The sequence below is a fragment of the Bacteroidota bacterium genome (genome assembly GCA_016722565.1).
GTDB lineage: Bacteria > Bacteroidota > Bacteroidia > 2-12-FULL-35-15 > 2-12-FULL-35-15 > 2-12-FULL-35-15.
Window position 1 is genome coordinate 1110793 of the sequence record JADKIU010000002.1, and the last position, 25354, is coordinate 1136146.

The window sequence follows — 25354 nt, forward strand, 5'->3', positions numbered from 1 at the left end:
AAATGAAGAAGTTTCTATTCACATTCGCAGCAGTTGCCTTATTCACAACTGTAAATGCGCAAAATAAACGCACAGAAACGTGGCCAAACGGCAACAAAAAAAGTGAAGGAATGACCATTGGAAAAGACATGGATCCTTCAGCTTCCAAAGAGGTACAATCGCGTCAATCCGTTAACATTATCAAAGATGGTATGTGGACCAACTGGTTTGAAGATGGGAAAGTTCGCTCCGAAGAATACTACAACAATGGAATTATGGTGGGTACCTGGAAAGTATGGTACGATAACGGACAATTAGAGTCTGAAATCAACTTTACAGCTGGTACTTCGGTTCATTTTTATAAAAACGGACAAAAACATTCACAAGGCGGTATTGCTAATGGAATGGTAAACACCGGAAGATGGATTGGTTACCATGAAAATGGAAACAAAAATTTTGAAGGTTCTTATACTGCTGACGGACAAAAAGATGGCGTTTGGACGTGGTATGACGAAACCGGAAAAACAACCACCACTCAAACCTATCAAAATGGTGAGTTAGTGAAATAATAGATTGAAGCACAGAAAAACTACTACTATAAAAAAGCCTCGCAGAAATGCGAGGCTTTTTTGTTTTATCTGCAGACCTCATCCCCACCCCTTCTCCTTGTTTAAGGAGAAGGGTGTCGCTTCGCAAAATTCATTTTGATTACTCTTTAGAAACAATCGTATTCCCCCTCTCCTTTATTTCAAGGATTCCGCTAGCTAACGGGAGGGGTCTTGATGAGGTAAAAAAAAGTCCCTCTATTTCTAGAAGGACCTTTTATCACAAACAATCATTTCTCTTATAACTAAAAAAGATTTCTCGACTTCGCCTGCCTAGCGTCAGGCGGGCTCGAAATGACACACAAGGAACATTTCGTTGAACGAGTTATTTCTTCGTCACTCCATTATTCATCTCATTCATAATCGATACCGTTTCGTTCAAATATATATCTTTTCTGAGAGCTTTGTACCAATCTTTCGTCTTATTCACTTTCACCGTATCACTTTCAGGGAATGCATCTGCTTTTAATGCAACAACCTCTACTCCTTCTATCTCTTTATCCAAGGCATCCATTTTCTTTGCTTCTTCTTTATAAGCTTTTTGCTCTGCTACATATTTATCAAAGTTCAATGAAACAACCGTATTGTCTTTTTGTTTTTTCAAACGCTTTGCAGCATCATTCAATATCGCAAAACCTGGATTGTTTTTCACGCGCTCTGCACTGTTCGTTTTGATTTGTGAAACCGAATATGCTTGTTTCAATGTTGAATATTTAGCCGGAGCAATTTCATCCCAAGCCATCGGATAATCTTGTTCTTTTTCGCCTTGATCCAACAAATAATATGGATCTGGTAAAATTACATCCGGAATAACGCCTTTTAATTGGGTCGTTCCTCCGTTAATACGGTAAAACTTCTGAGTGGTGATTTTTACTTCACCCAATGGTTTGATGTTCGCATAAGCCGGTGGTAAATAATCATCCAAGTTAAAGAAACGTTGAACAGTTCCTTTCCCGAAAGAAGATGGTGATGTTCCTACAATCAAGGCTCTGTTATAATCTTGCATCGCTGCCGCCATAATTTCAGATGCTGAAGCTGAATTCGAATTTACCATTACCGTGAGCGGACCATCATATACAATTCCTGCATCTCTGTCTTCTAATACTTGTGCTGCTGCAGATTTTTGTTTCACTTGACAAACAGGACCTTTATCGATAAACAATCCTGCCATGTCCACCACATCCGGCAACGAGCCACCACCATTGTAACGCAAGTCTAGAATAATCCCATCTACATTTTCTGCTTTTAACTTCTCCAGTTCCTTACGGATGTCTTTCGAACAGCTACGATTTGTTTTACCAGAGAAATCTGCATAAAACGATGGCAACTTAATGTAACCAATGTTTTTCTTTCCCTTTAAAATAACCGATTGTGCGTAGGTATCTTCCAATACTACGATGTCGCGAATGATGGATATTACCATAACACTTGCATCCGGCTTTTTAACCGTCAAACGCACTTCTGTTCCTTTTTTACCTCTCACCAACAACACAACATCGTCCAATTTCATATCCGTTAAATCCACCGGCTCTGCATCTCCTTGTCCGACTTTTAATATAATGTCTCCCCCTTTTAATTGTCCTTGTTTATAAGAAGCGCTACCCGGAACAATGCTGCTCACTTTAATATAACCATCCTTTTCTTGAAGCTGTGCGCCAATTCCTTCCAACTGTCCGGTCATGCCGATATCAAAGTTAGCTTTGTCCTTAGGAGCAAAAAACTCGGTATGCGGATCATAAACCCCGGCAATCGCATTAAAATAAATGGCAATACGATCATCACGGTCAAATTCCTTTAAACGTTTAAAATAATCATCGTTGCTTTTTAGGATTTTCTTACGCGCATCCGCTTCCAATTCGGTTTTGGATTTCAATTTTACCGTATCGCTTTTCTCTTTTGCTTTCTCTTGGCTCTCCATCATTTCCACCATGCGTGCAAGCGTTTGATACTTCAGCGATTTTCTCCACTCTTCTTTCAAAGCTGCTTTGTCTTTGGCGTAATTGATTTTTTCAGCATCCAACTGAATAGTTTCGTCACCAGAAAAGTCGAATGGTTTCGAAAGGATTTCGGTATAATAGGTTTTGGCCTCTTCTACACGTTTGTTAATGATCTCAAAGGATTTATCAAAAAACTCGAAGCGAGCATTGTTGATATCGTCATCCACCAATTTTTCGAACTTTTTCAATTCCTCCACATCCGATTGGATTAAGAACTTTTTATTGTAGTCCAATCGTTGTAAATAGAGTTTATATACCTTTTCAGAGAAATTGTTGTCGATGGTTTGAGGGGAATAATGCACAGTGTTTAAACTTTGCATCAATATCTGGTCAATCGCTTCTTCCTTATCGGATTGAACAATAATGGTTGCCGATACCAGCGCCAAGGCTGCGGGAAGAATGAAGAATAGTTTTTTTGATATTTTCATATGTATATGAATAACGATTTTTTACGAATTTACGAATCTGTGCGTTAATTATACGCTTATTTTGACAAACGGTTGTTTTTAGGTTTCAGTTTCTATTAACAGATTACTTAAAGTTGGTTTTTCCATAAACTTCAGTCAAATTTTATACCCAATTTTCAGAAACACCATCACTTAACCGTCATTGCGAGGAACGAAGCAATCTATACCCATTTATGACTATAATTCGCAAGAGATTGCTTCGTTCCTCGCAATAACGCACAGAATAAAAAAAACGTGCCCATCCGTTATTTCCGTTTCACCTGTCTGCCGGCAGGCTGGTCCGCGTTCCATTTCAAATGCTCATTCCATAACGCACGCCCCCCTCAAATGTTACCTAAATAAATATTATTTAACATTTTATAACAGAATGTTATTTTGCTATACATTTACATCATCAAACAGATTCTACTCAAAAAACTAACCACACAAACTTCCTAAAAAAATGTCAAAACGACTGTTAATGCTTATCTCCGGACTAGTTGCTGCCGGTATGCTCTTCTTGATTGTGTTTAACAAAAAACATTCTTCATCAGGTGAAGAGGGCACCAATCCTGCATTTGGCGCCTACATCAACGCCTACACCTCCGGCATCATTTCGAGTGAATCAACCATCCGCATTCTATTAACAAATGAAATGGAAGCTCCGATTGAAATCGGAAAACCGGTAGATAAATCCTTGTTTGATTTTTCTCCGAGCATCAAAGGAACTACTGTTTGGTTAGACAGCAGAACCATTGAATTCCGCCCTGAGAAACCGCTTCCACCGAATACACATTATGAAGCTGAATTTTATTTATCTAATATTTTAGATGTTCCATCTGAATTCGAAACCTTCGAATTTGAATTTCAAACCATGGAACAATCGTTTGAAGTGTTTGTGGATCGCATGACCACCACCGACAAGAAAACCTTACGCACACAGCGTTTGGAAGGAACACTCTCAACAGCCGATGTTGCCAATCCACAACAAATGGAAAAAGTTGTTACCGCTTCTCAAAACGGTAAAGCGCTTACCATCACATGGATTCACGAAGGAAGCAGAACAATCTCCCGCTTCACAGTTGATGGAATTCAACGTACCGAAAAAGCCGGAAAGGTTGATTTAGCATGGGACGGAGACGCCATTGGTGTTGCATTAAAAGGAAACAAATCCATCGACATTCCTGCTCTTGGTGATTTCAAAGTAGTAGATGTAAAGGTGATTCAAAGCCCTGAACAATACGCTGTACTGCAGTTCTCCGACCCTATCCAAGAGAATCAAGTATTGGATGGATTGGTGACTTTATCCGGTGGATCGACTTTAAAATACATTATTGAAGACAATGAAATTCGTGTTTATCCGGATGTACGTCAGTCGGGACCACGCACCATAACTGCCGAATTGGGTGTGAAAAATATTTTAGGAATGCCATTAAAAGAACGTTACGTAATGGAAGTAATGTTCGAAGAAATTAAACCGGATGTGGAATTAATCGGTAAAGGAATTATCCTTCCGAACTCCAACGGATTAATCTTCCCTTTCAAAGCCGTGAGTTTAAAAGCGGTTGATGTAAAGATTTTAAAAATCTACGAAAAAAATATTCCGCAGTTCTTGCAAGTGAATAGCATGTCGGGCGACCGCGAACTGAGACGTGTTGGAAAAGTAATTCTTAAAAAAACCATTCAGCTGACACAAAAAAGTGCAATGGATTTAGGGAAATGGAACAACTACTCTTTCGATCTTGCACAGTTAATTAAAACTGAACCGGGTGCCATCTATAAAGTGATTATTTCGTTCAAGAAAGAATACTCTACTTATAAATGCGATAGCTCTGAACCGGAAAACATGGACGAAGGCATGCAGGAGATGAGTGATGGAGATGATACCGAAGATGAACACGATTGGGATTATTATGGTGATTACTATTATGATGATTATGAATACTACGATTATGACTACGATGATCGTGATAACCCATGTAAAAATTATTATTACCGCAATCGTGAAGTAAGTCGCAACATCCTTGCTTCCGATTTAGGATTAATTGCAAAACGCGGAACAGATGGTTCGATGATGTTTATTGTTACCAACTTAATTACCACTGAACCAATTAAAAATGCAACGATTGAAATCTACGATTATCAATTGCAGGTTTTAAAAACATTAAAAACCGACAAAGGTGGAATGTGCGAAGGGATCTTCAAACGCAAGCCATTCCTGATGGTTGCGAAAGTTGGAAACCAACGCGGTTACTTAAAATTAGATGATGGTTCTTCTTTATCACTCAGCGCATTTGATGTTTCGGGTGAAGAAGTACAAAAAGGATTGAAAGGATTTATCTATGGCGAACGCGGTGTGTGGCGCCCGGGTGATACATTGTTCTTGTCGTTTATTTTGGAAGACAAACAAAATACACTTCCAAAAAATCATCCGGTACAATTCGAATTGTTGAATCCGCAGGGACAAGTGTTTAGAAAAATTACGAAGACCGTTGGATTAAATGGCTTCTATAATTTCACTACTACTACCGAGAAAAGTTCTCCGACAGGAAACTGGACCGCTCGTATAAAAGTTGGTGGCGCTTGGTTTACCAAGAACATCAAAATCGAAACGATTATGCCAAATCGTTTGAAAATCAAATTGACCTTCCCGGGTGATAAACTTTCGGTAGCACATAAAGATGCCAACGGAACCTTGGAAGCAAAATGGTTGGTGGGTGCCATTGCAAAAGATTTAAATGCAAAAGTGGAAGTAACATTATCTGAATCCAACACCACGTTTAAAAAATACGAAGACTATAACTTTGATGATGCAGCACGCAACTTCACATCGGAAGCACAAACCATTTTTGATGGCAATACCGATAACGAAGGGAAAGCATTGGTAAAACCCGACATCACCGTTAACGATGCAGCACCGGGAATGTTAAAAGCAAGTTTCAAAATCCGTGTGTTTGAAAAAGGCGGTGCATTTAGTATTGATCAATTCTCATTGCCATATTCTCCTTACGAAACCTATGTAGGGATGAAAGTGCCGGAAGGAAATAAATTCTCCGGCATGTTGGTAACCGATACCAATCACGTGATTAAAGTTGTTACACTCGACAGTGATGGCAAACCGGTTTCGAAAAGCAAACTAAAAGTACAAGTGTATAAAGTTGGCTGGAGATGGTGGTGGGATTCCTATGATGGCGACTTGGCCAACTATGTAGGAAACGAATACAAAGCACCTATCCAAGATCAGGTTATTTCAACTGTAAATGGTAAAGGACAATTTACCTTGCGTATAAACCGCCCTGATTGGGGACGCTTCTACGTTTGTGTAACGGATGAAGAAAGCGGACATAGAACAGGGCAAACCGTTTACATCGATTGGCCGGCTTGGGCAGGTGAATCTCCAAAAGGAAATTCAGGTGCTACTTTATTATCATTCAGCTCCGATAAAAAACAATACAACGTGGGTGAGGATGTGAAATTAACCATTCCATCATCGGGTGAAGGCCGTGCTTTAATTAGTGTAGAAAGTGGATCGAAAGTAATCAAAGCATTCTGGGCAGAAACCAAGAAAGGTGAAACCACCTTCAACTTCCCGGTTACTGCAGACATGACACCAAACGTTTATGTGAACGTAACGATGATACAACCGCATGCACAAACCATCAACGATTTACCAATCCGTTTGTATGGCGTGGTTCCAATTTTAGTGGAAGACCCTGCCACCCATTTAACACCGGCAATTAAAACACCGGACGTGTGGAAACCGGAAACAAAATCGACTGTTACCGTTTCTGAAAAAGATGGAAAAGAAATGACGTATACCATCGCCATTGTGGATGAAGGATTGTTAGACTTAACGCGTTTCAAAACTCCTGATCCTTGGAGCGCATTCTATGCGCGTGAAGCATTGGGTGTAAAAACATGGGACATGTTCGACATGGTGATGGGTGCATTTGGCGCTGAGTTAACACGCATCCTCGCGATTGGTGGTGACGGTGAAGCCGGAAACAAAGGTGGCAACAAAGCCAACCGCTTTAAACCAATGGTAAAATTTATGGGTCCGTATTTCCTTAAAAAAGGACAAACCGTAACACATGAATTCATGATGCCACAATATGTCGGCTCGGTGAGAACCATGGTGGTAGCCGGTTACAAAGGCGCATACGGCTCTTCTGAAAAAACAACTCCGGTGCGTGATCCGTTAATGATACTTGGAACATTACCGCGTGTAGTTGGTCCGGGTGAAGAAGTAGATCTTCCTGTTTCTGTTTTCGCAATGGAAAAACATGTGAAGAATGTGAAAGTGGAAATTCAAACCAACAACATGTTCACTGCTCTAGATGGAAAATCAAAATCCATTTCCTTTAAAGAAGTGGGTGACGATGTGGTGAACTTTAAATTAAAGTAGACTCCTTACTCGGTGTTGGTAAAGTAAAAATCATCGCGACCAGCGGAAATGAAAAAGCTGCATACGATATTGAAATTGATGTGCGCAACCCAAATCCGAAAGTGGTGAACGTGATCGAAACGATTATTGATGCCGGCAAAACCTGGGATTCTCCATTCACTCCTGCCGGTATGGCGGGAACAAACAAAGGAACACTCGAACTTTCGAGCATCCCTCCTATTAATTTAGGTGAACGTTTGAAATATTTAATTGAGTATCCTCATGGATGTATTGAACAAACAACATCTTCGGTATTCCCTCAATTATTCCTTTCCGACATCATGGAATTGAACAGCGATTTCAAAATTGCAATTGATAAAAATATCAAAGCAGGAATTGAACGCATCAAACTTTTCCAAACAAGTAGCGGAGGAATGAGTTATTGGGCCGGACATTATGATGCAGATTATTGGGGAACAAGTTATGCCGGACACTTCTTATTAGAAGCAGAAGCAAAAGGATATGCCTTGCCTCCGGGAATGATGGACAACTGGAAACGTTACCAACGCAACCAAGCCAATGCTTGGTCGCCACGCGGTACCAACCACGGTTCGTACTATTATAACTACGACTTAGATCAAGCGTACCGTTTGTATACCCTTGCGTTAGCGAAAGCTCCTGAGTTGGGTGCCATGAACAGATTAAAAGAAGTACCGAACTTATCTGCGTCTGCAAAATGGAGATTGGCTGCTGCTTATGCAAAAGCTGGACAACCAGAAGTTGCTAAAAAATTAATTACTGGTTTACCTTATGTTACGGCTTCTTACCGTGAGATGGGTTATAGCTACGGCTCAAACGACCGTGATGATGCCATGATTTTAGAAACATTAACCTTGTTAAACGAAAAAGTAAAAGCGGGTCCAGTAGTAAAATCTGTTTCAAAAGCATTGAGCAGCAACGGTTGGATGAGTACACAAACAACTGCTTATTGTTTAATTTCCGTTTCTAAGTTTGCTGCATTGGGCGGAGCAAGCAAGGAGATGAAATACAATGTAAAAATCAACAACAATGCTCCAATTGCACTCAACACCAAATTGCCTGTTAAACAAATTGACATGCAATTGAAAGGTGCTAACGTTGGAAATATTTCTGTAACAAATAATGGAACAGGAATTATGTTTGCAAGAATCATCTTAGAAGGTATTCCGGAAACTGGCGACCAAACTGAAGTTGACAACGACTTGAAAGTGGTAATTAATTATACCAACATGACAGGTGGAACAATTGATGTTTCACAACTAGAACAAGGAACCGACTTTATTGCTGAGGTACAAATTACCAACCCAGGCACAAAAGGTGAATACTTGCAAATGGCCTTGTCACAAATTTTCCCAAGCGGTTGGGAAATTCACAACACAAGAATGGAAGAAGCTGAATCTGTAATTAAGAGCGATTATCCAACGTACCAGGATATTCGTGACGACAGAGTGTATACTTACTTCAATATTTCTCCATACAAAACAAGTACGTTCCGCATTGTATTGAACGCTGCGTATGTTGGAAGATATTATTTACCAACCATCTATTGTGAAGCGATGTACGACAATACGATTAATTCACGTAAGCCTGGTAAGTGGGTAACGGTGGTTAAGCCGGGTGGGGAGTAATTTGGTTGTTGGTTGTTAGTTGTTTGTTATTAGACAGCTCCGTCCCGAGAATTCGGGGCGGAGCTGTTTTGTTTTCGCAAATTTGTTATCAACAAATAAAATACGTATATTCATTACATGAAAACAAAACTTCTTATTTTATCTTTATTCTGTATTCTTATTAATTCTTCTTTTGCACAATATGGAGAATTAACAAAATCGCAATTGGAATTATTAAAAAAAAATAAAACCTATTTTGTTTTAGATGATGATACTACAAGTTTATATAATCATGAAATAAAAAAATTAGTTCCAATATATTGGAAATTAAATTCATATAGCTTCATTTCACTATCTCAATTTTCTAGTTCAGAATCTTTGAGAAGTGAATCTCAGAATGGATTTGTAATAAAATCACATTATGGTGCACGCTCTGCAACATTCATGGAAAAAAGTCGAGCAACTGGAAACATGGAGCTAGAGAATACTTATTCACCAAGTGTAGATGCATTAGTGCTTGTGATGGGAGGAAATATAAAATACGGTATCTACCCTAAAACTTCCATCATTTTTGTATCAGTCTCCACTTTTGATATTGGCATCATGCTTGAAGACGCATTAACTGTAGAGTCATATAAGCATAAGTTAGGAAACTGCTTACAAGCGATGCAAAATTTCACTTCTGTATTGGAAAAAAGTGGTGAAAACAAATTAGGTCTAGAGAAGTAAAGAAACTTTATAACGAAAATAAAGATTCTCTTAAAAAGAAAACCATACTAATTAATATTGCAGATATGAAAGAGCAAATGGAACTCAAAGTAGATTCTACAATCAATAATTTCAAATTTGTTAAAGCAGATGTTATTGAAAAAGCTATAGACACTCAGGATAAAAATTATCTAATTTTACATTGTATGCTAACTTCTTATGTGTATCAATATTTTGTTGCTGAAGCCAATGGCGGCAAAATTGTTTATGCAAATTGGTTTACTCCAAACCATGTTTCACATAACATTAACCACATGTTGGAAGATTTAAGCAAAAATTCAGGATTTTAATACCCACGTAGGTGATAGGCTCTGCCGAGTGACATACTATGTGGTTAGGCTCTCGACTAAATTTCCCTATCTTTATCTAATGAGAAAAACATTTACCCTACTCACCTTTTGTATCATTTTATCAAACCCTATATTTTCCCAAAAGGAATTTAAAAAAGAAGTAATCGTTGATTTTCAAAAATCAACACAGGATTCACTATTCATTCAGAAACACTCTGACCTTCCCTACTCAATTGAAAATGTTGATTTCGGTTATGGGTTTGATACAAGTATCAATCAATTTCACCGAGACCTTCTGAATGGGATTCCCGGACGAGTATATGGTCCATATAAAACGGACACCTCCATTTTTTACATTAAGATTATTTCTGCTGATACAGCATACAGAGCAAGAGTTGGCAACATTTGGATAAACATAAACATAGGACGTGAAAGCGCACTTGAATCAGCAAACAATATACTCAAAGAAGCTCAAACAGGAAAAGATTTTGATATGCTTTGCAAACTGTATTCAGATGACAAAAATTCTGCAAAAGATTGTGATTTAGGGTGGACATACAACACAAATTTCGTGGAAGCATTTAAAACAGAAATTACCAAACATAAAAAAGGGGAAGTCTATCTGGCAGAAACTTCTTTTGGCTTTCATATTATTAAATCATTGGAAAATCCATACAGAGAAAGAAAATCTGTAACATATGTGAGTTTGACAAAAATAAAAAAATAAATTCTGTAATTACATTCGATGAAAAAATACAGACATATTATTAATATCGGGCTAATTCTGATATTAGCAACACTAAGTGTCCAATTATTGATTACGATACTCACCACATCTGCAGCAATGAACATCCAACATTACAACAGCCTAGTATTAACCACAGCGACTCTGATTTTACTCTTCTTGAATAAAAACATTTTCACACTTTTATTAGGTGTTACATTAATAATTGGCAACTTTGCTGGACTGAGTTCCTTTCACGAAATCACAACCTTTACAACAGGTCCAAACATAGGATCGTTATACATTCCTATTTATTGGGGGCAGCCGGCATATTCCATTATGCTCTTCGTATATTTAATTTTTAATAAAGAATTTTTCATTGGAATACTATCAAAAAAATATTGGATTGGTTTTACAAAAAGAACAACTGATTTTGAACGAGAAGTTGTAGTAATTAAACTTGGCCAACAACCAAAAGAAGATATAGAAAACGATGCTCAATAGTTTGAAAATGATGAAACACTGGAACAAAACAGGAAAAATCAAAGCAATCATAATTGCGATTGTATTTTTAATAAATCTGCTGACTCCCTTTCCTGTTGCGAACCAACTTGATATTATTCAGATACTCACCCCATTGTTTTTTGGCTGCATTGTCATTCCTATAATCTCAAAGTTTAATGCAATGCGTGGAAGAGAAATATCAAAACCAGATTGGAACGACAGTCCGTTCACAAGCAACCCTTTATCGATGTTTTACTCAATGGCTTTCTTTTTTGCAGCTAGTGGTTTAGGAATGGTGCTTGGTACAGTAGTAAAGTTTAACACCTCCAATAGTATTGGATTTACGGCTATATCTTTTGGCTTGGGAATTTTTATTGGCATTCAAATAATGCTTAAATGGTTTAACAATCAAATTGAAAAATATTCTTCAGAACAAAAAAAAATATGGGTATATGCCCAGCTATACGACTCCTTGTTTTTATTTTCTCTGGATTTTGAATCACTAAAAAAAATGTCTGCCCCGACATTTAATATTACTTTCGAATTAGACACTTGCTTTTCCTCTGCTTTTGAGTCGGGCGTTTACAAACAGATTCTTGAACTGGATTCAGTTAAATCAGTGAACTTAAAGCCAAGATTAGACGAATTTTCAAAAAAAGTAAACGCGTTAGATAAAAGTCTTTGGTCGCTTGAGAACATTGAAAGTAAACCTGAATGGGAAGAAATAAGAAAAGAGGCAAATAAAATTTTAAACACTTTAGGAGAAACTCACAATAGAGAATTTGAAAAGTATTATAGCTTATTACCTTCGTAATTTACTAGCTAATCATATTGATTGGGCTCCCTCCTAAATTAAACCTCACTTTTTCACCATCTTTGATAAATCACCCACCCCATGAAAAAAGTAATCTTCTCACTACTCGTATTTGTTAGCGTGATTGAATTCACAAGCTGCACTAACGCAACAGATCCGGCGGCTTCATATCCGCCTCCCGGAGATTCAACACTTTATGAAATGTATCCTAAAAAAGTGGTTAAAACGGGTCCTGATACGACCGAAGCGTTTTATGTGATTAATGCAAACAAATTAAAAGCAGCCTCCACCTACCCATTTTCGGCAGCCGATTATATCGAAATTTTATCGTACCCCAACAGAATGGAATGGGATACAACTGCAGACGGAAAATACAGCAACTATTTTAATCCTGAAATTATTAAAAAAGGAAAACTGAACTTTGATACGACAAGAATAAAAGAGCGTGTAAGATTAACTTCAGAGCAAGGGAATAAGCTGTTCGGCATTCTTTACAACAATACGTGCTTAATGCAACAAATGTCGCCTTGCTTTGACCCACGTCATTCTATTATCTTTTACCACAAAGACAAAAAAGCATTTGCATTTATTGAAATGTGCTTAATGTGTAGTACTGTTCGAACATCGAACTTAAAAAACGAACCGGAAATTACCTGCTTTGAAAAAAAGAAGGATTTGATTCAGCTATTCAAAAGTGTGGGTATCAACTTCGGTCTTAATGGTGAAGATAAATAAGAAATAATTTATGAAATTATTTTCTCGTTGCTTGATTCCTTATCAACTTCAAAAGAAGTCAGTAAAGGAAAAAAATTAGTGGTTGTAAAATAGTTTTACCTCAGCACATCCAAAACATCTGCTATCGGGTGCTCAAAACACTTCTCCGCATCCGTAAATAGATTTTTAGCAGTCGGAAGTTCATCGAAGCGGTGCCGAAAATCTGTTTTAGCAAGCCGAAGTTCCTTTTTAGCATGCTGAAATTCATTCTTCGCATCCTAAATTTCAACTTTAGCATCCCTAAATCCATTTTTGAGTAAGGTAGCTTCATTTTTAGCAGTCGAAATTTCCCCTGCGGAATGCGAGTAGTCCATTTTAGCATTCGCCATTTGAATTCCCGCGTGCTAAATTTCATCTCCGAGAGGTGAACACGCATTTTTCGCATGCGAAGGTTCAAGTTTAGCATGCTAGAGTCCAATTTTAGCATCCGCAATTTCAGTTTTAGCATGCTAAAACGGATTTTTCGCATTCGAACGATCCACTTTCGGATTCCGAAAAGGATTCTGCGCATGCCCAAAAGGAATTTCTGGTAGCGGGAGGACGCTCCTACGGAGCGACCTATCTCCCTAACAACAAAAAAGTCCAATACCCCTTTTGTAAAAGCGCCATACCTTTTACATATATTTGATACGAATGGAAAACAAAACAAAAATCACCACCATCTATCAATGTTCCTTGGAGCGCACGTTTAAATCACCCATGCTCTGCGACATTTCAAAAGTACATACAGGTTATGGGGTGATGCCTAAAGTCACCCATTGCACCGAAGATGAACATTGGGGAAAGGTAGGCTTTAGCAAAAAAGTGTTTGCGGCCAAATCCATTTCACAAAAAGGCGGTTGGATCTCCACCGACAAAGTGATTGAACGTATCGAAAATCAATACTGGAAAATTGAAGTTGGTAATTTCCAGTCGTGGATGCTTGGCTTCACCAAATTTGTAGGTGAATGGCAAACGACAGAACTAGCACCGAATAAAATACAAATAGACTATACCTATACACTTCACTCCAACACTCCCCTCTTCTATCCATTGAACTGGCTTTTTACAAAAACGTTTTGGCGCATTTATATGAGACGTGTTTTAGAAAACATCCGAAAAATGGCAGAAGGAAATGAGCCGTTTCAATATCAGTAATACTGGAGGCTTCACAAGGAGAAGGCTTTATTGAGTTCTGTGAATAGAATTCTTTGCATATTCTTGAAAATTTACCATCCCCATCGAGGCTACCTAGCAACAATTTAACAATAAAATTCGTAATTTAATCACATGAAACAACTCATCCCTCTGCTCCTATTTTTAACTTTTGCATTCACTGCATGCACACATGAACCCGCACCTGCTGAAGCGGTAAAAACAGAAAATCAAAAAGCGGTGTTAGAAAACTGTTTGAATTTTAAATTTGACAAAGCGATAGCATTTGTAACCATAAATCCATACGTCTATGAAAGAGGAGGTACAAACAAAATTGAAGACCTTAAAGATTCCATCAGTATTCAACTGAATGATGAACAATTAAAACTTTTAAATGACGTATTAGCCGGAAAATACAAAAACGATAGCAACGACAACTCCGGTGCAGATTGTTTCAACCCAAGGCATCATGTGTTTTTTCTAAAAAACGATGGAACGGTCCTGCAGTATATATCCGTTTGCTTTGAGTGTAACAATAAGGAATTTAGCATTGCAAACAAAGCAGACATTGCAAATCTGGAAATGTTCTTTAATTTGATTCAATTACCTTCCTTTATTGATTTCTATAAACATCTTAACTATTACAAGCCAAAAATAAAAAGCAGAGCAAAGAATTAACGAATATTATTCAGAAGAAAAAATCTTTTTCAAAACGTTTATCGAAAAATAAGAAGTGCAATTATGAGGATAGAAAAAATCATCCGGAGCATCGGAATACTTGTTATCAGCTTATTATGTTCCTGCAGTACTACACCTGAAAACAGTTTCGAAAAAGAGGAAACAGCATCGGTACAACAACGAATCGATTCACTTTCAAAAGGAGGCAGACATGGGTATTTTGCCACCACTTACATTGTTGGTCGCCTAAAAAAAACAGAGATTGAAAACGGACAACCTTTTAACATCGACATCCTACAAGCAAAAAATGAATGGATTGAGAAAGAAATAAAATTTAAAATTTTAGATTCAATCACCTACCAGTTATCTTATCCACAAAACGAACGAGAACAAAAAACTATAAAAGGCAAATTCAACAAACCTTCCGGAGATCATACCATACAGCTGGTTATATCCACCACCGTGTTCAATTCCCAAACACCAGATGTAGTTGAAAGTTTGAAAATGATTGATTATTTGATTAAAATTCATGCGTATTAATTCTCCTATAAACGAACAAACTCCACTAACCACAAGCTTCTAATTTTCTTTGTAACAAGTCTTCCCTTCAATTCGTCTAGAAAGAAAAATGTATCTTTTTAATCGAATTCCGTTATGATTACAAATAACGGAAAGCAACCTATTAAAAAAACTACGTCATCGTATCAAATAGGCCAGAAACTATCCCAACAGTCGTTCAACTCTAAAACGCAGCACTATGAAAACAACTCGCACCTTTTCAACCTTCGGCCAATGGATTTTTCTATTCGTTGCATTCTTTCTTTTTTCATGCAATGCTCCTACCAAAGAACCCGACAATGGCGGTCAAGCTGCTGCCCAAACTCCAAAAAATGAAGTGATTCAGGAGGAGGTTGTTCCGGAAGAAATTCAAGAGCCAACGAAAGCTGCAGCCCCCATCGTATGCAATACCATTAAAGCACATGCTTACACTGATGCCGAACCTGTTGCACATGTTGAATACAATGTCAACGACCGTGTTGTGGATTCCTTGAACAAAATCATTCCCTTGTACGACACATCGCTTTACAATCAAATGGCGGTTAGCTATTTTACTTCGTTATCACAGAAGCTTCATGGTCGCGCGTTTTTTACTCCCAATGCCGATAGTTTATTAAACTCGATTATTGAAATCCTATCAACCCGTATTAACGATGGAACCGACATTGTGTTTCTGATCGATAAAACAGGAAGCATGGCCGATGATATCGAAAAAGTTCAAAAAAGCATGGACATCATTTTAAACTATTTGGAAAAATTCGACAATGTAAAAGTGGGAATTGCCGAATACGGTGATAAAAACTGGCACTATGATTTTTGGTACAACAGTTTGGATTTATCTTACGACATTAATAAAATGAAAACGTTTTTGAAAGAGTATGAAACCATCGGAAATCCGGATACCCCCGAATCGGTCAACGATGCCATTGTAAAAACCATTGAAGAGATGAGTTGGACACCGGGCAATAAACGTTTGCTGCTAGTAATCGGTGATGCTCCTTCGCAAGATTCTACGATGTCGGACTATACACTTGAACAAGTAGTAGACAAATGTGATTCGATGAACGTAAAATTTAATTTGTATCCGATTATTCTTGGTTTATCTCCTGCACAACGTGCCTTGCCAAAAGTATTTGTGAAACAAAGTTTCATGAAAGCCTATCCGAATCCGGTGGATGTGAATTTAAATGTAGAACTAACTATTGATGGTCCATTCAGCTACGAAATCAATGACATGAACGGACGTTATCTAAAAGGAGGTACATTGACCAACAAAAACGAAACGATTGATTTAACCGAATTACCAAACGGAAATTATCTTTTTCAAGTGTATGACCAATCCGTTAAAACCTATAATACCAAAATGATTATGGTACAACACAATTAAGTATTGACACGCTCAAAAAAAAGGCAATGGATGAAACACCATTGCCTTTTTGCTTTTATTAAGAATTACATCACTAAGTAATTCGTCACAGCTACTTATCTTGTTAAGATAATTTTCGTACTTACTTGTTGATTGGCAGTTGTTAATGTAGCAATATAGATCCCATTTGGTAAATCAGAAATGTTATACGTTACATTGTATTTCCCTGCATATTGTTTATTTTGATTACTCAAGGTTTTCACCATTTTACCGGTGATGTCAAATAAATCGATGCGCACCGGCATGGTGTTTTCTAAAGTATACCCAAGTGTAATTTGACCGCTGCTTGGGTTCGGAGAAATAAACACTTCCAATTCGGTTGAAGGAACAATTACCGGTTCATCATTGATTGGTAATTTATCCGGGATGGGCTCTTCTGTAACTGGAACATCAATAGTTGTTGTAGTATCAACCGGCTGCTCGATAATCAACGGCTCCACTTCTGGACCAGGTACATACGCAATCATGCCTACTACATATTCAATTGGAGTTGGTTCCACCACAGGGATAGTATCAATTCCAATATCTTCCACGATAACCGTATCAACATCCGGTAACTCTTGAATCATTGTATCACCAAAAACGCGAGGTTCCACTTCCTCAATATATACTTCACCTAAGGTTTTATATTCAAGATCCGGCTTACGCTGGAATCCACATTTCACCATGGGAGTGATGGTTGCTTTTACGGTGGTATCGGTTGAAGGAGTTGTTTCTGTTTCAACAGGCGTTTCAATTGGGTGAACAGCAACCTTGCCCATCACTTCCACTTTCACATCCCCTTTAATTTCTTGTCCGAATGCCTCTGCTCCACTAAACAAAGCCGCACCAAAAACTAACAACAAAGCATAAGCAAAAATAGCTAGACGGTTGGTGGTGGTAGGATTACCAAAAGAAACAACGGGGCGAGAAAGTTGTGAAGGAGCAAATCGTCCACACACTTTTCCCTTTTCTTCCTTTTCAAATACCGAGATAATTTCTTGATCCGTTTTATTTGAAAAGTCGTATACCGATTTTTGGCAAGAAGCACAAAAAGCGCCTTTAGCATCGGGAGTCATTTTGTTCCAGTCTTCGTGACAAGGTTTTGGGATAGAGATAGCGATTGTTTTCATGATTTCAGGGGTTTAAAGTGTTTGTTTTCTGTTTTTCTGCAATCAAGATGTTTTTTACATAGAAATTCCATAAAAAAGAGTGATTTTCTTTTACTTTCTTTATTTATGGAGTAGTTAGAAGGCCATGAGTAAAAATCGGCCACACTTTTTAGAAAAAAAAAGACCTCAAGTCGAAACTTGAGGTCTTACACAAAGAAACGTGTTGTTTCTATTTCGCAATATTGATTCGTTGTACAAATTGTGAATTGTCGGTTAACACGGTTAAAAAATAAACACCATTCGAAACAGATGTTAAGTCAACAAGCTCGGTACCTGCATTCAATTGTTTCACAAAAACAATTCTTCCAAGTGCATCGGTAATTTTAATGTGTGCAGATTGGTTGAGTTGCAAGGCAAATGCTCCCGATGTAGGGTTTGGATAGATTGAGAACACCTCTGTTTTTGCTTCATCAATAGACGTAATTGTAACCGCTTGACAAGCGGAAGTATCAACACAAGCACCCAAGGTAATTTCAACGGCATACGAACCAGCTAAGGTTGCTGTATACGATTGGCCAGTTGCGCTGGCGATAGGTAAATTACTATTATTACAATCCAGCCACTGATAAGTTGCACCGGCTTGATTTGCTGTTAATATGGGAGAAGAATTGGTAACGGTAAGATCCAAAGCTGCTTGAACAGTTAGGTTGGTTACGACAACACTATCACAGGTATTGGCAGCGGTTAAAACATCCGTGTAAACTCCGGCAGTTGAATAAGTGCTAGATCCGACAGTTAAGGATTGACCTGCACAAATAGTAACAGATGAATTTGTAGTAACAGGATTCAAAATTGTTAAATTAAGTGTAATGATTGAATCACAACCACCAAAATTAGGCACTGTGTCGTGATAACTACCAGATGCCGCATATGTTGTTCCTGTTTGTGCCCATAAATAACTGATGCAAGAAGAATTTGTTAAACTAGATGTGGTAACTGCACAGCAAGGATTACCAGTATGAGAGCCCAAAAAGCTGATTGTGTTTACAGGATATACATCCCATTCAGTAGCACCAATTGTCCAATTCAATTCTCCATTGGTATGGACAATGTTTCGTACTAAAGTGAATTCACTGGTTGCACCAGTACCTACAGGCCAGTTGACTCCTGGATCGACACCAATTATACCAATAATATCCACACTTGTATTTGTTGGCTTATAGCGCAACTCCATCACATCATCCCCATTAAAAAAGGTGATGGTGCTCAAGGTATCAGAAAGGGAAAGAATTGCGGGAATAGCTGACGGGTTTCCGGCAACATAAACTGCACCAGGCGCTAGAAACCCAACCAATTGTAAGGAATCAGAAGGCGTTGGAGAACCATTATTGTAACGGTATACTTTATAATCAGCTAAATTAACGGCAGTAGGTAATGGATTGTAAATTTCAATCGCTTTGTTGTTTGAACTACCTTCAAGGTATTCCGAAAAGAAAAGGTTACATGTTTGTCCGTAAGACGCAAACGATGTTGTAAGCAATGCACTAATTAAGAAGTATTTATTTTTCATAGTTTTATTTTTTTGCAAAGGTAGGGTTTATCCTTCGTTTGAGATTATTAAATTTTTAACTTCCTGTTAACAAAAGGCCTATGGGAAAATTGAATTGCTTCTGTTTTAGGCACACTTTGAATAAAATGCGTAACTTAATAGCATGAAATATGTTTGGTTAATTTTCATTCTATTTACCTTCAGCTGCACCACAAAAACGTATACAAACAATAGTGGAACCTGTAAGTTGCGTTTACAAAATGATTCAACCTATTTTTTTAAGTACCCCACGTTTTTAAAATCGATGCGAGAAAAAGGAAACTATTCAGTAATAAGAGACAGTATCATTTTAAACAGTAAACAAAACGACAAACGAAGAAGCTTTAAAATAAATCAGGATACGATCTTCGTAAATGGTCTCGATCCAAAAGCAATTGGTGGCGACAGAGAATTGATAAAAAAATAAAAAACAGTTTAGAAAATCAATGAATCCTTTCTTCGAATCAAAGCCTCCTTTTAAAATAAAAATTTACGACAAGTATGCTGAAATTACTTGGCAAGAAGCACCTGCTCTAGCCGAAGACAGATATTTTTTCGAAAAAATAAAATCTATTATTGTTAAAAACAATAAACATAAAACATCTTTAATGGATTTTGTTATTGGCTTTTTATTTAGCAGTAATCTATCTCGGAAGATGGAGGCCTATGATGAAGTGCACATTGAACTAAAAACTGGCGAAACAGAAATACGTTATGTGCATGGACAATTACCGGAATCCGGACACGAAGCAATTGAAATGATTCAGGAAAAACTTACAAAACGAGCATATCAATAAAAGCATCAAAATCCATTTCTATGAAAACAGCCTCACTTCTAAAAGACCTTCTTATCAAATGAAGCAAATCTCAAAAACAACATTTGCTGTTGCCCTGATGCTGCTGTTAGAAGCTTGCTCATGGCAGGAATATTTTATAATAAAAAACAACAGCACCTCCGACATTGTTCTAACATATACCCTATCAGTAGCCGATGGATTCCCATTGTTTGATGCAACCACAACGGCTTATTCCTCCACAAGTTCAGGGGAAATCGACTGGGCAAAATCGGTTCATGTGGAAGATCAGGACACGAGCCTCCTCGGACTTCAATTTACGTTGCCTCCGAAGTGTAATTTGGTTATCGGTTATTTGCACAACGACCGTTATTCAAATGCAAAACAGCAGTTTATTAATAACAGAGTTTTCAATTTCGAAAGAATGGAGATTAAAAAAAAGGATGGCAAACAGATAATCACCAAGGACAATTTCGATTCCTATTTCAAAAAGAATGATGGGATTATTAAATATGAAATAAATTAGATACATGTCAAAAATTCAACTCTCCAATCTCGAATTCTTAAAACTAATCGCAAAAAATAATAACCGCGATTGGTTTAATAAAAATAAAGATCGCTATTTAAAAGAACACGAAAACATCGTTGCTTTTGCAGATGCGTTGTTGTTCGAAATGAACAAACACGATGTGATTGAAAATCCGAGTGGAAAGAAAAGTTTGCACCGCATTTACCGCGATACCCGATTCTCAAAAGAAAAAACACCATACAAAACGAACTGGAGCGGAGGTTTTCAACGGGCGACCAAGCAGCGCAGAGGAGGATATTATTTTCACATCGAAGCAGGAAATACGTTTGTTGCAGGTGGTTTTTGGGGACCAGATCCGAAAGATTTGAAACGCATCCGCGATGAATTTGCCTATGATGCAACACCGTTGCGTAAAATACTAAAAAGCAAAAAATTTGTCGATACCTTCGGGACACTCAAAGGAGACCAAATCAAAACAACACCCAAAGGCTTTGATGCAAACGATCCTGCAATTGATTTGCTTCGATACAAACAATTCATCATTGTAAAAAAATTCACGGATAAAGAAGTTCTTTCCGAAAAATTCGCAAAACAACTGAGTGATACATTCAGAAGTATGCGTCCGTTTTTGGATTATATGACGGATGTATTAACCACAGATGTGAATGGAATATCCATCGTTTAGGAAAACTACTTGCAAGAAATTGAATCGAAATTACTTTAAATATTTCTTAATTTGGTAACACCAAACTCAGTCCAAAAAAAATCTCATGACAAAATCTATTATTCTACTTGTGGCAATTTTATGTCTATTCGTTGTGGGTTGTGCCCATGAACCAAATGAAAGCACTGCAACAGATGAAACTGCCACAACATCCAAGAACTTTTTCATTAACTACCCCAGCGACACCATTAATTTTACTGGTGCTGATGGTAAAAAACATGGTATCTGGTTGGAGAATAATCAGCAAGTAGTTTATAACAACGACACGGCATATCCTGTCACTAATTCTACCATTCAAGAAGTAGTCAATCGATTAAACAATCAAAACGGATATTGATACCAATCAGGATATTGTTAATGGGGTAAAACAATCTTCCCCATCCGGCTTTGGAACAATATAGATACGATGCCATTCCTTGCCTTCGATCATTTCCCAAGTATGCCCCTTCCCTAAAAGATCTTTTGCAACCAAAACAACACCGGGTTCAATAATAAAGCTATCTCCATTTGTAACCGTAAATTTCAATTTCCCTTTTAAGGTAATTACAAATTGGTAACGCGGTGCAGGGTGTGCCGTCAATTGATAGTTTTCAATATTGGTTTGAATAAAAAAGTAATCCACATCGATATGATGCACCTCACAAACGGTTCCTTCAATAAAGGAGGAATCGGTTCCATTAACATTAATGAGTTTGTAGGCTTTCATGTTTATTTCATTTGCATAAATGTAAGACATAAATAAAGAGTGCGACTATGACAATTATCATTCTAAATCTTGTTTTTAATTATATTATTATTTACATTTAATATATGAAAACCTTATTTCTGCTTTTTACTCTTTTTGTCGTTTCTAAAAATTGTGTTTCACAGGACACCGACTTTTACAACACCTATTTCGAAGGAAATGCGCTATTGGCAAAAGGTCAATACGACAAAGCCATTGAAAAATACAACGAGGCCATTAAGCTTTTTCCGGCCGATTATGTTTATTTCAACCGAGGCAATGCCAACTTCAAAAAGGGCGACATGAAAAATGCATTACTGGATTACTCGATAACGATTAAAATGAAAGACTCCTATGCGGAGGCCTATTTTCAGAGAGCATTGGTAAAAAGTTCCACAGGAGATGCAACCAGCTGCGATGATTTTAAGAAAGCTGTAAAACTAGAACTTGAAGGTGCAAAAGAAGCATTTCGAAAAAATTGCAAATAAAACAGTATCAAAAAAAAGCCCCTCGATGCATCGAGGGGCTTTTTTTTGCTTACGTTTATCTTGTCGCTACTACCTGCGGAGCAACCCTGTCAACCATTTGCATGGCTTGTACAATATTTACGATTGCTAAACTCTCTCTTTCTTCTGCGTTATGCAAGTTGGCTAAAATAGCCGGAATACTTTTTTGTGCATATGCTTCTTCTCTCAACTCCGTTGCAAATCGATAAGAACGAACGGCACTTAACAATAAACTTTTGGCTTTCATAATGGTGCTATCCGCTTGATCATAATTTTCCAGATTATTAATGAAAGCCGCCTTTAAGAGTTTAAACTCTGCTCGATTGTTGAAGGCTAACAGTTCGCATGCTGCTAATTTTTTTGTGTTTGCTTGTTTGATTAATTCGTTGGCTGTGTCTATCATTCGTTTTTGTTCTTCCCCACGTTTTAGACCGGCTTCCATTTTTATTTTTTTTGCTCTGGCCAACAACTCCTCCGATTGCATGATCAATATGGAAGGGTCGTCCACCATTGAAAATTCTCTTCGCTCTGCTTCTGTGTAATTGGCATAACCTAAGATGAAATTTTTGTTGTGTTCGAATGCTTGGTTAGCAGGTGTTTGGCTGGATACCACTGCATGAGTGATCAAAGCCAACAATGTTAAGATAAACGTTTTTGTTTTCATGACGTATATGTTTTAAATGCGTTAGATGTATCATAGTATAAGTTTAAATGACAGGGATGATTTTGATAGTAAATTTTGCATGGCTTCTAAAACCATTACAAACAGAGAGCTTGAAGTTACATGGGTTGTAAATTTGGCTTTTTGTACGGCAAGAAAAAGGAAAGGTTGTAAAAAAAATGAGAAATGATATTAACAGAAAAAAGGTTGAAAATTTAAAACGAAAAATTACGGAACATTCATAGAAATCGTCCGTACAACTATATCGGGGTTATGAAAAATCGCTCTCCGAAAGAATAGAAAAACAAATTATTAATCGGCACTCTCCACTTCCCCTAGCCCTTCTTTCTTGATATTTTTTTACTCGGATTCCCTTTGTATTCAACACCACCTAAACCTTTTGCATCAACAATTAATTCTTCTGAAGCAAATACTTCTGCCTTTCCTACACCATCCGTTTCTAGATTCACTCTTTCTGCTTTAAAATCAAATGCCTCCAAAGCACCAATTCCTTTGTGTTTTATTGTTAACGATTTTCCGGAACCTTGCAAACCCAAACTACCCACTAATTCTGATTGAATCGTTAATGTTTCACAATCCAGATTTAATTTTGTTGCCCCAACACCTTTTAAACTCAATTCCACTGTTTTTAAATTTAATTTCTCCATACATTGCACCATCCCTACTCCTTTGGTCTCTAATTTCTGAATGTCTTTCAAGGTAATATACACATTGATTAATTTCATTTTTACAATCTTCGTATCGTCCTTCAACTTCACGGTCAAAATACCATCCACTACTTCCGTAACAATTAAAGGCAACACATTTTCATCTGCCTCAATGCGCACCGATTCTTTATCTTTCTGCTGCAAGTAGACATTAAAAACACCTTCCAAAGAAATTTGATTAAAGGCAGGAATTTCACGCACTTCCGTCATTTTTACTCCACTGGCTTTTACTTCTTCAGAGCCATCACCGGTTGAAACGGTGACATCATTACATCCGGCAAAAACCAATGTAGAAATAACTAAGATACTTTTTAACAGAACTGATACAGTTTTCATAGGGTGAATCATTTAAATGTAAAATTAATGCTTTTTAGGGAGACGGATATGCTACCTTAAAAGTTACAAGTCGCCTATTAATAAATTAAGCTTCTAAAAAACAAGCAATTGCTTTTAAAAACAAGTAAATATTTGTATTTTTATGATGAATAATTCCTTCTTATGAAAAAGCTACTACTTATCCTTCTAACGTCAGTAACACTGACCTCAATTGCTCAAAAAAAAATAAAATTTGAAACCGTTTTTTTTGAAGACAAAACATTCGAATCTGCCAACCTTAAAATAAATGTAACCGGTGGATTAAGCGAATTTGATGTTATTAAGGCCAAACTGAAAGTTTTTAATTACAGTAACAAAACAATTGTCATCAAGCCCGAAGAATGTTATTTCACAACACACCAAGGCAATATTTTCTCAAAAGACAAATGGATTGTTGTGGCTCCTCGTGATAATGAATCAAAAGTAATTGATATCAAAGCGGACAATATCAAAACGGATAGCACCTCCCTTCACTTAAATGGCGTGTATATCTGCAATGAACAAACAGTGTTTGAAACCAAAGCAATGCCCCTGCCGCCTGAAAAAGAACTTTCTTTCGGAAACTTTCGATTAGAATTTGATGGATGGGACAGAGATGGCAAAGAAATTATGATTCGCTACAAGGTGCGTTATGTTGGAGATAAAATCGGAATGATGGTTCCTTCAAAAGTTACTTTAAAATCGCCTGAAGGTGGCGACTATAAAAACCAAAAGGACAAAGAGCAAGTGCACATCTTCCGTAAAAATGAAGATATCATTGTAGGATTTGTTTTTGTGAGCGACAGCAAAAAAGACAATACACTGCTTTGGAACGATGCTTTTTCTGAATCTGTTCCAGAAAAGACCGACAACATCACCATCGAATTAAAAATGGATTTGATTAAAACGAAAGACAAAAACTAAATCC

At 37.4% G+C, this 25354-nt stretch carries 26 protein-coding genes; 20 read left to right on the top strand and 6 right to left on the bottom strand.

Annotated features, from left to right (window positions below; genetic code table 11):
• Nucleotides 1-2: 2 nt before the first annotated feature.
• Nucleotides 3-548, top strand: coding sequence for a hypothetical protein (locus IPP64_10415; protein ID MBL0329809.1), 546 nt, complete (start codon nucleotides 3-5; stop codon nucleotides 546-548).
• Nucleotides 549-909: 361 nt separating this feature from the next.
• Here the strand turns inward: IPP64_10415 and IPP64_10420 are convergent, their stop codons facing one another.
• On the bottom strand, nucleotides 910-3009 hold the full coding sequence (locus IPP64_10420; protein ID MBL0329810.1) for a carboxy terminal-processing peptidase: 2100 nt from the start codon (nucleotides 3007-3009) through the stop codon (nucleotides 910-912).
• A 481-nt stretch (nucleotides 3010-3490) separates the two neighbouring features.
• Between IPP64_10420 and IPP64_10425 the strand changes: the two genes are divergently transcribed.
• The 12 genes from IPP64_10425 to IPP64_10480 all read left to right on the top strand — a co-directional run bounded on the left by IPP64_10425 (nucleotide 3491) and on the right by IPP64_10480 (nucleotide 16688).
• Entirely contained in the window at nucleotides 3491-7432 is a 3942-nt protein-coding gene (locus IPP64_10425) for a hypothetical protein (GenBank protein ID MBL0329811.1), read from the top strand.
• A 104-nt stretch (nucleotides 7433-7536) separates the two neighbouring features.
• Nucleotides 7537-9078: a hypothetical protein gene (locus IPP64_10430; protein ID MBL0329812.1), complete on the top strand. Its 1542-nt coding sequence runs from the start codon at nucleotides 7537-7539 to the stop codon at nucleotides 9076-9078.
• A gap of 117 nt (nucleotides 9079-9195) precedes the next feature.
• Complete coding sequence (locus tag IPP64_10435) at nucleotides 9196-9786, top strand: hypothetical protein (GenBank protein ID MBL0329813.1); 591 nt, start codon at nucleotides 9196-9198, stop codon at nucleotides 9784-9786.
• A 65-nt stretch (nucleotides 9787-9851) separates the two neighbouring features.
• On the top strand, nucleotides 9852-10115 hold the full coding sequence (locus tag IPP64_10440) for a hypothetical protein (GenBank protein MBL0329814.1): 264 nt from the start codon (nucleotides 9852-9854) through the stop codon (nucleotides 10113-10115).
• A gap of 79 nt (nucleotides 10116-10194) precedes the next feature.
• Complete coding sequence (locus IPP64_10445) at nucleotides 10195-10842, top strand: peptidylprolyl isomerase (GenBank protein MBL0329815.1); 648 nt, start codon at nucleotides 10195-10197, stop codon at nucleotides 10840-10842.
• A gap of 18 nt (nucleotides 10843-10860) precedes the next feature.
• Nucleotides 10861-11343 (top strand): hypothetical protein, encoded by a 483-nt coding sequence (locus IPP64_10450; GenBank protein ID MBL0329816.1) that lies wholly within the window; start codon nucleotides 10861-10863, stop codon nucleotides 11341-11343.
• A gap of 10 nt (nucleotides 11344-11353) precedes the next feature.
• Nucleotides 11354-12157: a hypothetical protein gene (locus tag IPP64_10455; GenBank protein ID MBL0329817.1), complete on the top strand. Its 804-nt coding sequence runs from the start codon at nucleotides 11354-11356 to the stop codon at nucleotides 12155-12157.
• 81 nt (nucleotides 12158-12238) lie between these two features.
• On the top strand, nucleotides 12239-12892 hold the full coding sequence (locus IPP64_10460) for a hypothetical protein (GenBank protein MBL0329818.1): 654 nt from the start codon (nucleotides 12239-12241) through the stop codon (nucleotides 12890-12892).
• Between the two features lie 672 nt (nucleotides 12893-13564).
• On the top strand, nucleotides 13565-14068 hold the full coding sequence (locus IPP64_10465) for a hypothetical protein (GenBank protein MBL0329819.1): 504 nt from the start codon (nucleotides 13565-13567) through the stop codon (nucleotides 14066-14068).
• A gap of 132 nt (nucleotides 14069-14200) precedes the next feature.
• Complete coding sequence (locus tag IPP64_10470) at nucleotides 14201-14743, top strand: hypothetical protein (GenBank protein ID MBL0329820.1); 543 nt, start codon at nucleotides 14201-14203, stop codon at nucleotides 14741-14743.
• Between the two features lie 63 nt (nucleotides 14744-14806).
• Complete coding sequence (locus IPP64_10475; protein ID MBL0329821.1) at nucleotides 14807-15283, top strand: hypothetical protein; 477 nt, start codon at nucleotides 14807-14809, stop codon at nucleotides 15281-15283.
• A gap of 217 nt (nucleotides 15284-15500) precedes the next feature.
• Nucleotides 15501-16688 carry a VWA domain-containing protein gene (locus tag IPP64_10480; GenBank protein ID MBL0329822.1) on the top strand — a complete coding sequence of 396 codons (1188 nt, stop codon included), beginning with the start codon at nucleotides 15501-15503 and terminating at the stop codon, nucleotides 16686-16688.
• Between the two features lie 95 nt (nucleotides 16689-16783).
• Here IPP64_10480 and IPP64_10485 read toward each other — a convergent pair whose 3' ends face one another.
• A complete protein-coding gene (locus tag IPP64_10485) occupies nucleotides 16784-17839 on the bottom strand; it encodes a T9SS type A sorting domain-containing protein (GenBank protein ID MBL0329823.1) in 1056 nt (351 codons plus the stop codon).
• 208 nt (nucleotides 17840-18047) lie between these two features.
• The gene (locus tag IPP64_10490; GenBank protein MBL0329824.1) at nucleotides 18048-19388 is read right to left on the bottom strand and encodes a T9SS type A sorting domain-containing protein; all 1341 of its coding nucleotides are present in this window, start codon (nucleotides 19386-19388) and stop codon (nucleotides 18048-18050) included.
• 142 nt (nucleotides 19389-19530) lie between these two features.
• On the opposite strand from IPP64_10490, the gene IPP64_10495 reads away from it, so the two are divergent.
• The 5 genes from IPP64_10495 to IPP64_10515 all read left to right on the top strand — a co-directional run bounded on the left by IPP64_10495 (nucleotide 19531) and on the right by IPP64_10515 (nucleotide 21790).
• The gene (locus tag IPP64_10495; GenBank protein MBL0329825.1) at nucleotides 19531-19833 is read left to right on the top strand and encodes a hypothetical protein; all 303 of its coding nucleotides are present in this window, start codon (nucleotides 19531-19533) and stop codon (nucleotides 19831-19833) included.
• Between the two features lie 19 nt (nucleotides 19834-19852).
• Nucleotides 19853-20203, top strand: a complete 351-nt coding sequence (locus IPP64_10500) for a hypothetical protein (GenBank protein ID MBL0329826.1) — start codon at nucleotides 19853-19855, stop codon at nucleotides 20201-20203.
• Nucleotides 20204-20261: 58 nt separating this feature from the next.
• On the top strand, nucleotides 20262-20726 hold the full coding sequence (locus tag IPP64_10505) for a hypothetical protein (GenBank protein MBL0329827.1): 465 nt from the start codon (nucleotides 20262-20264) through the stop codon (nucleotides 20724-20726).
• Nucleotides 20727-20730: 4 nt separating this feature from the next.
• Nucleotides 20731-21414, top strand: coding sequence for a DUF2461 domain-containing protein (locus IPP64_10510; GenBank protein MBL0329828.1), 684 nt, complete (start codon nucleotides 20731-20733; stop codon nucleotides 21412-21414).
• Nucleotides 21415-21499: 85 nt separating this feature from the next.
• On the top strand, nucleotides 21500-21790 hold the full coding sequence (locus tag IPP64_10515) for a hypothetical protein (GenBank protein ID MBL0329829.1): 291 nt from the start codon (nucleotides 21500-21502) through the stop codon (nucleotides 21788-21790).
• A 6-nt stretch (nucleotides 21791-21796) separates the two neighbouring features.
• On the opposite strand, the gene IPP64_10520 is transcribed toward IPP64_10515, so the two are convergent.
• Nucleotides 21797-22189, bottom strand: coding sequence for a hypothetical protein (locus tag IPP64_10520; GenBank protein MBL0329830.1), 393 nt, complete (start codon nucleotides 22187-22189; stop codon nucleotides 21797-21799).
• Nucleotides 22190-22263: 74 nt separating this feature from the next.
• Here IPP64_10520 and IPP64_10525 point away from each other — a divergent pair, with 74 nt between their 5' ends.
• Nucleotides 22264-22665 carry a tetratricopeptide repeat protein gene (locus tag IPP64_10525; GenBank protein MBL0329831.1) on the top strand — a complete coding sequence of 134 codons (402 nt, stop codon included), beginning with the start codon at nucleotides 22264-22266 and terminating at the stop codon, nucleotides 22663-22665.
• Nucleotides 22666-22720: 55 nt separating this feature from the next.
• Here the strand turns inward: IPP64_10525 and IPP64_10530 are convergent, their stop codons facing one another.
• Nucleotides 22721-23347, bottom strand: a complete 627-nt coding sequence (locus IPP64_10530; GenBank protein ID MBL0329832.1) for a hypothetical protein — start codon at nucleotides 23345-23347, stop codon at nucleotides 22721-22723.
• 332 nt (nucleotides 23348-23679) lie between these two features.
• Nucleotides 23680-24408: a DUF2807 domain-containing protein gene (locus IPP64_10535; protein MBL0329833.1), complete on the bottom strand. Its 729-nt coding sequence runs from the start codon at nucleotides 24406-24408 to the stop codon at nucleotides 23680-23682.
• 162 nt (nucleotides 24409-24570) lie between these two features.
• On the opposite strand from IPP64_10535, the gene IPP64_10540 reads away from it, so the two are divergent.
• Nucleotides 24571-25350 (top strand): hypothetical protein, encoded by a 780-nt coding sequence (locus tag IPP64_10540; GenBank protein ID MBL0329834.1) that lies wholly within the window; start codon nucleotides 24571-24573, stop codon nucleotides 25348-25350.
• Nucleotides 25351-25354 lie beyond the last annotated feature (4 nt).

Coding starts and splice junctions, on each gene's coding strand:
- IPP64_10415 (MBL0329809.1), top strand. CDS start 3: ATGAAGAAGTTTCTATTCACATTCGCAGCAGTTGCCTTATTCACAACT.
- IPP64_10420 (MBL0329810.1), bottom strand. CDS start 3,009: ATGAAAATATCAAAAAAACTATTCTTCATTCTTCCCGCAGCCTTGGCG.
- IPP64_10425 (MBL0329811.1), top strand. CDS start 3,491: ATGTCAAAACGACTGTTAATGCTTATCTCCGGACTAGTTGCTGCCGGT.
- IPP64_10435 (MBL0329813.1), top strand. CDS start 9,196: ATGAAAACAAAACTTCTTATTTTATCTTTATTCTGTATTCTTATTAAT.
- IPP64_10440 (MBL0329814.1), top strand. CDS start 9,852: ATGAAAGAGCAAATGGAACTCAAAGTAGATTCTACAATCAATAATTTC.
- IPP64_10445 (MBL0329815.1), top strand. CDS start 10,195: ATGAGAAAAACATTTACCCTACTCACCTTTTGTATCATTTTATCAAAC.
- IPP64_10450 (MBL0329816.1), top strand. CDS start 10,861: ATGAAAAAATACAGACATATTATTAATATCGGGCTAATTCTGATATTA.
- IPP64_10455 (MBL0329817.1), top strand. CDS start 11,354: ATGAAACACTGGAACAAAACAGGAAAAATCAAAGCAATCATAATTGCG.
- IPP64_10460 (MBL0329818.1), top strand. CDS start 12,239: ATGAAAAAAGTAATCTTCTCACTACTCGTATTTGTTAGCGTGATTGAA.
- IPP64_10465 (MBL0329819.1), top strand. CDS start 13,565: ATGGAAAACAAAACAAAAATCACCACCATCTATCAATGTTCCTTGGAG.
- IPP64_10470 (MBL0329820.1), top strand. CDS start 14,201: ATGAAACAACTCATCCCTCTGCTCCTATTTTTAACTTTTGCATTCACT.
- IPP64_10475 (MBL0329821.1), top strand. CDS start 14,807: ATGAGGATAGAAAAAATCATCCGGAGCATCGGAATACTTGTTATCAGC.
- IPP64_10480 (MBL0329822.1), top strand. CDS start 15,501: ATGAAAACAACTCGCACCTTTTCAACCTTCGGCCAATGGATTTTTCTA.
- IPP64_10485 (MBL0329823.1), bottom strand. CDS start 17,839: ATGAAAACAATCGCTATCTCTATCCCAAAACCTTGTCACGAAGACTGG.
- IPP64_10490 (MBL0329824.1), bottom strand. CDS start 19,388: ATGAAAAATAAATACTTCTTAATTAGTGCATTGCTTACAACATCGTTT.
- IPP64_10495 (MBL0329825.1), top strand. CDS start 19,531: ATGAAATATGTTTGGTTAATTTTCATTCTATTTACCTTCAGCTGCACC.
- IPP64_10500 (MBL0329826.1), top strand. CDS start 19,853: ATGAATCCTTTCTTCGAATCAAAGCCTCCTTTTAAAATAAAAATTTAC.
- IPP64_10505 (MBL0329827.1), top strand. CDS start 20,262: ATGAAGCAAATCTCAAAAACAACATTTGCTGTTGCCCTGATGCTGCTG.
- IPP64_10510 (MBL0329828.1), top strand. CDS start 20,731: ATGTCAAAAATTCAACTCTCCAATCTCGAATTCTTAAAACTAATCGCA.
- IPP64_10515 (MBL0329829.1), top strand. CDS start 21,500: ATGACAAAATCTATTATTCTACTTGTGGCAATTTTATGTCTATTCGTT.
- IPP64_10520 (MBL0329830.1), bottom strand. CDS start 22,189: ATGTCTTACATTTATGCAAATGAAATAAACATGAAAGCCTACAAACTC.
- IPP64_10525 (MBL0329831.1), top strand. CDS start 22,264: ATGAAAACCTTATTTCTGCTTTTTACTCTTTTTGTCGTTTCTAAAAAT.
- IPP64_10530 (MBL0329832.1), bottom strand. CDS start 23,347: ATGAAAACAAAAACGTTTATCTTAACATTGTTGGCTTTGATCACTCAT.
- IPP64_10535 (MBL0329833.1), bottom strand. CDS start 24,408: ATGAAAACTGTATCAGTTCTGTTAAAAAGTATCTTAGTTATTTCTACA.
- IPP64_10540 (MBL0329834.1), top strand. CDS start 24,571: ATGAAAAAGCTACTACTTATCCTTCTAACGTCAGTAACACTGACCTCA.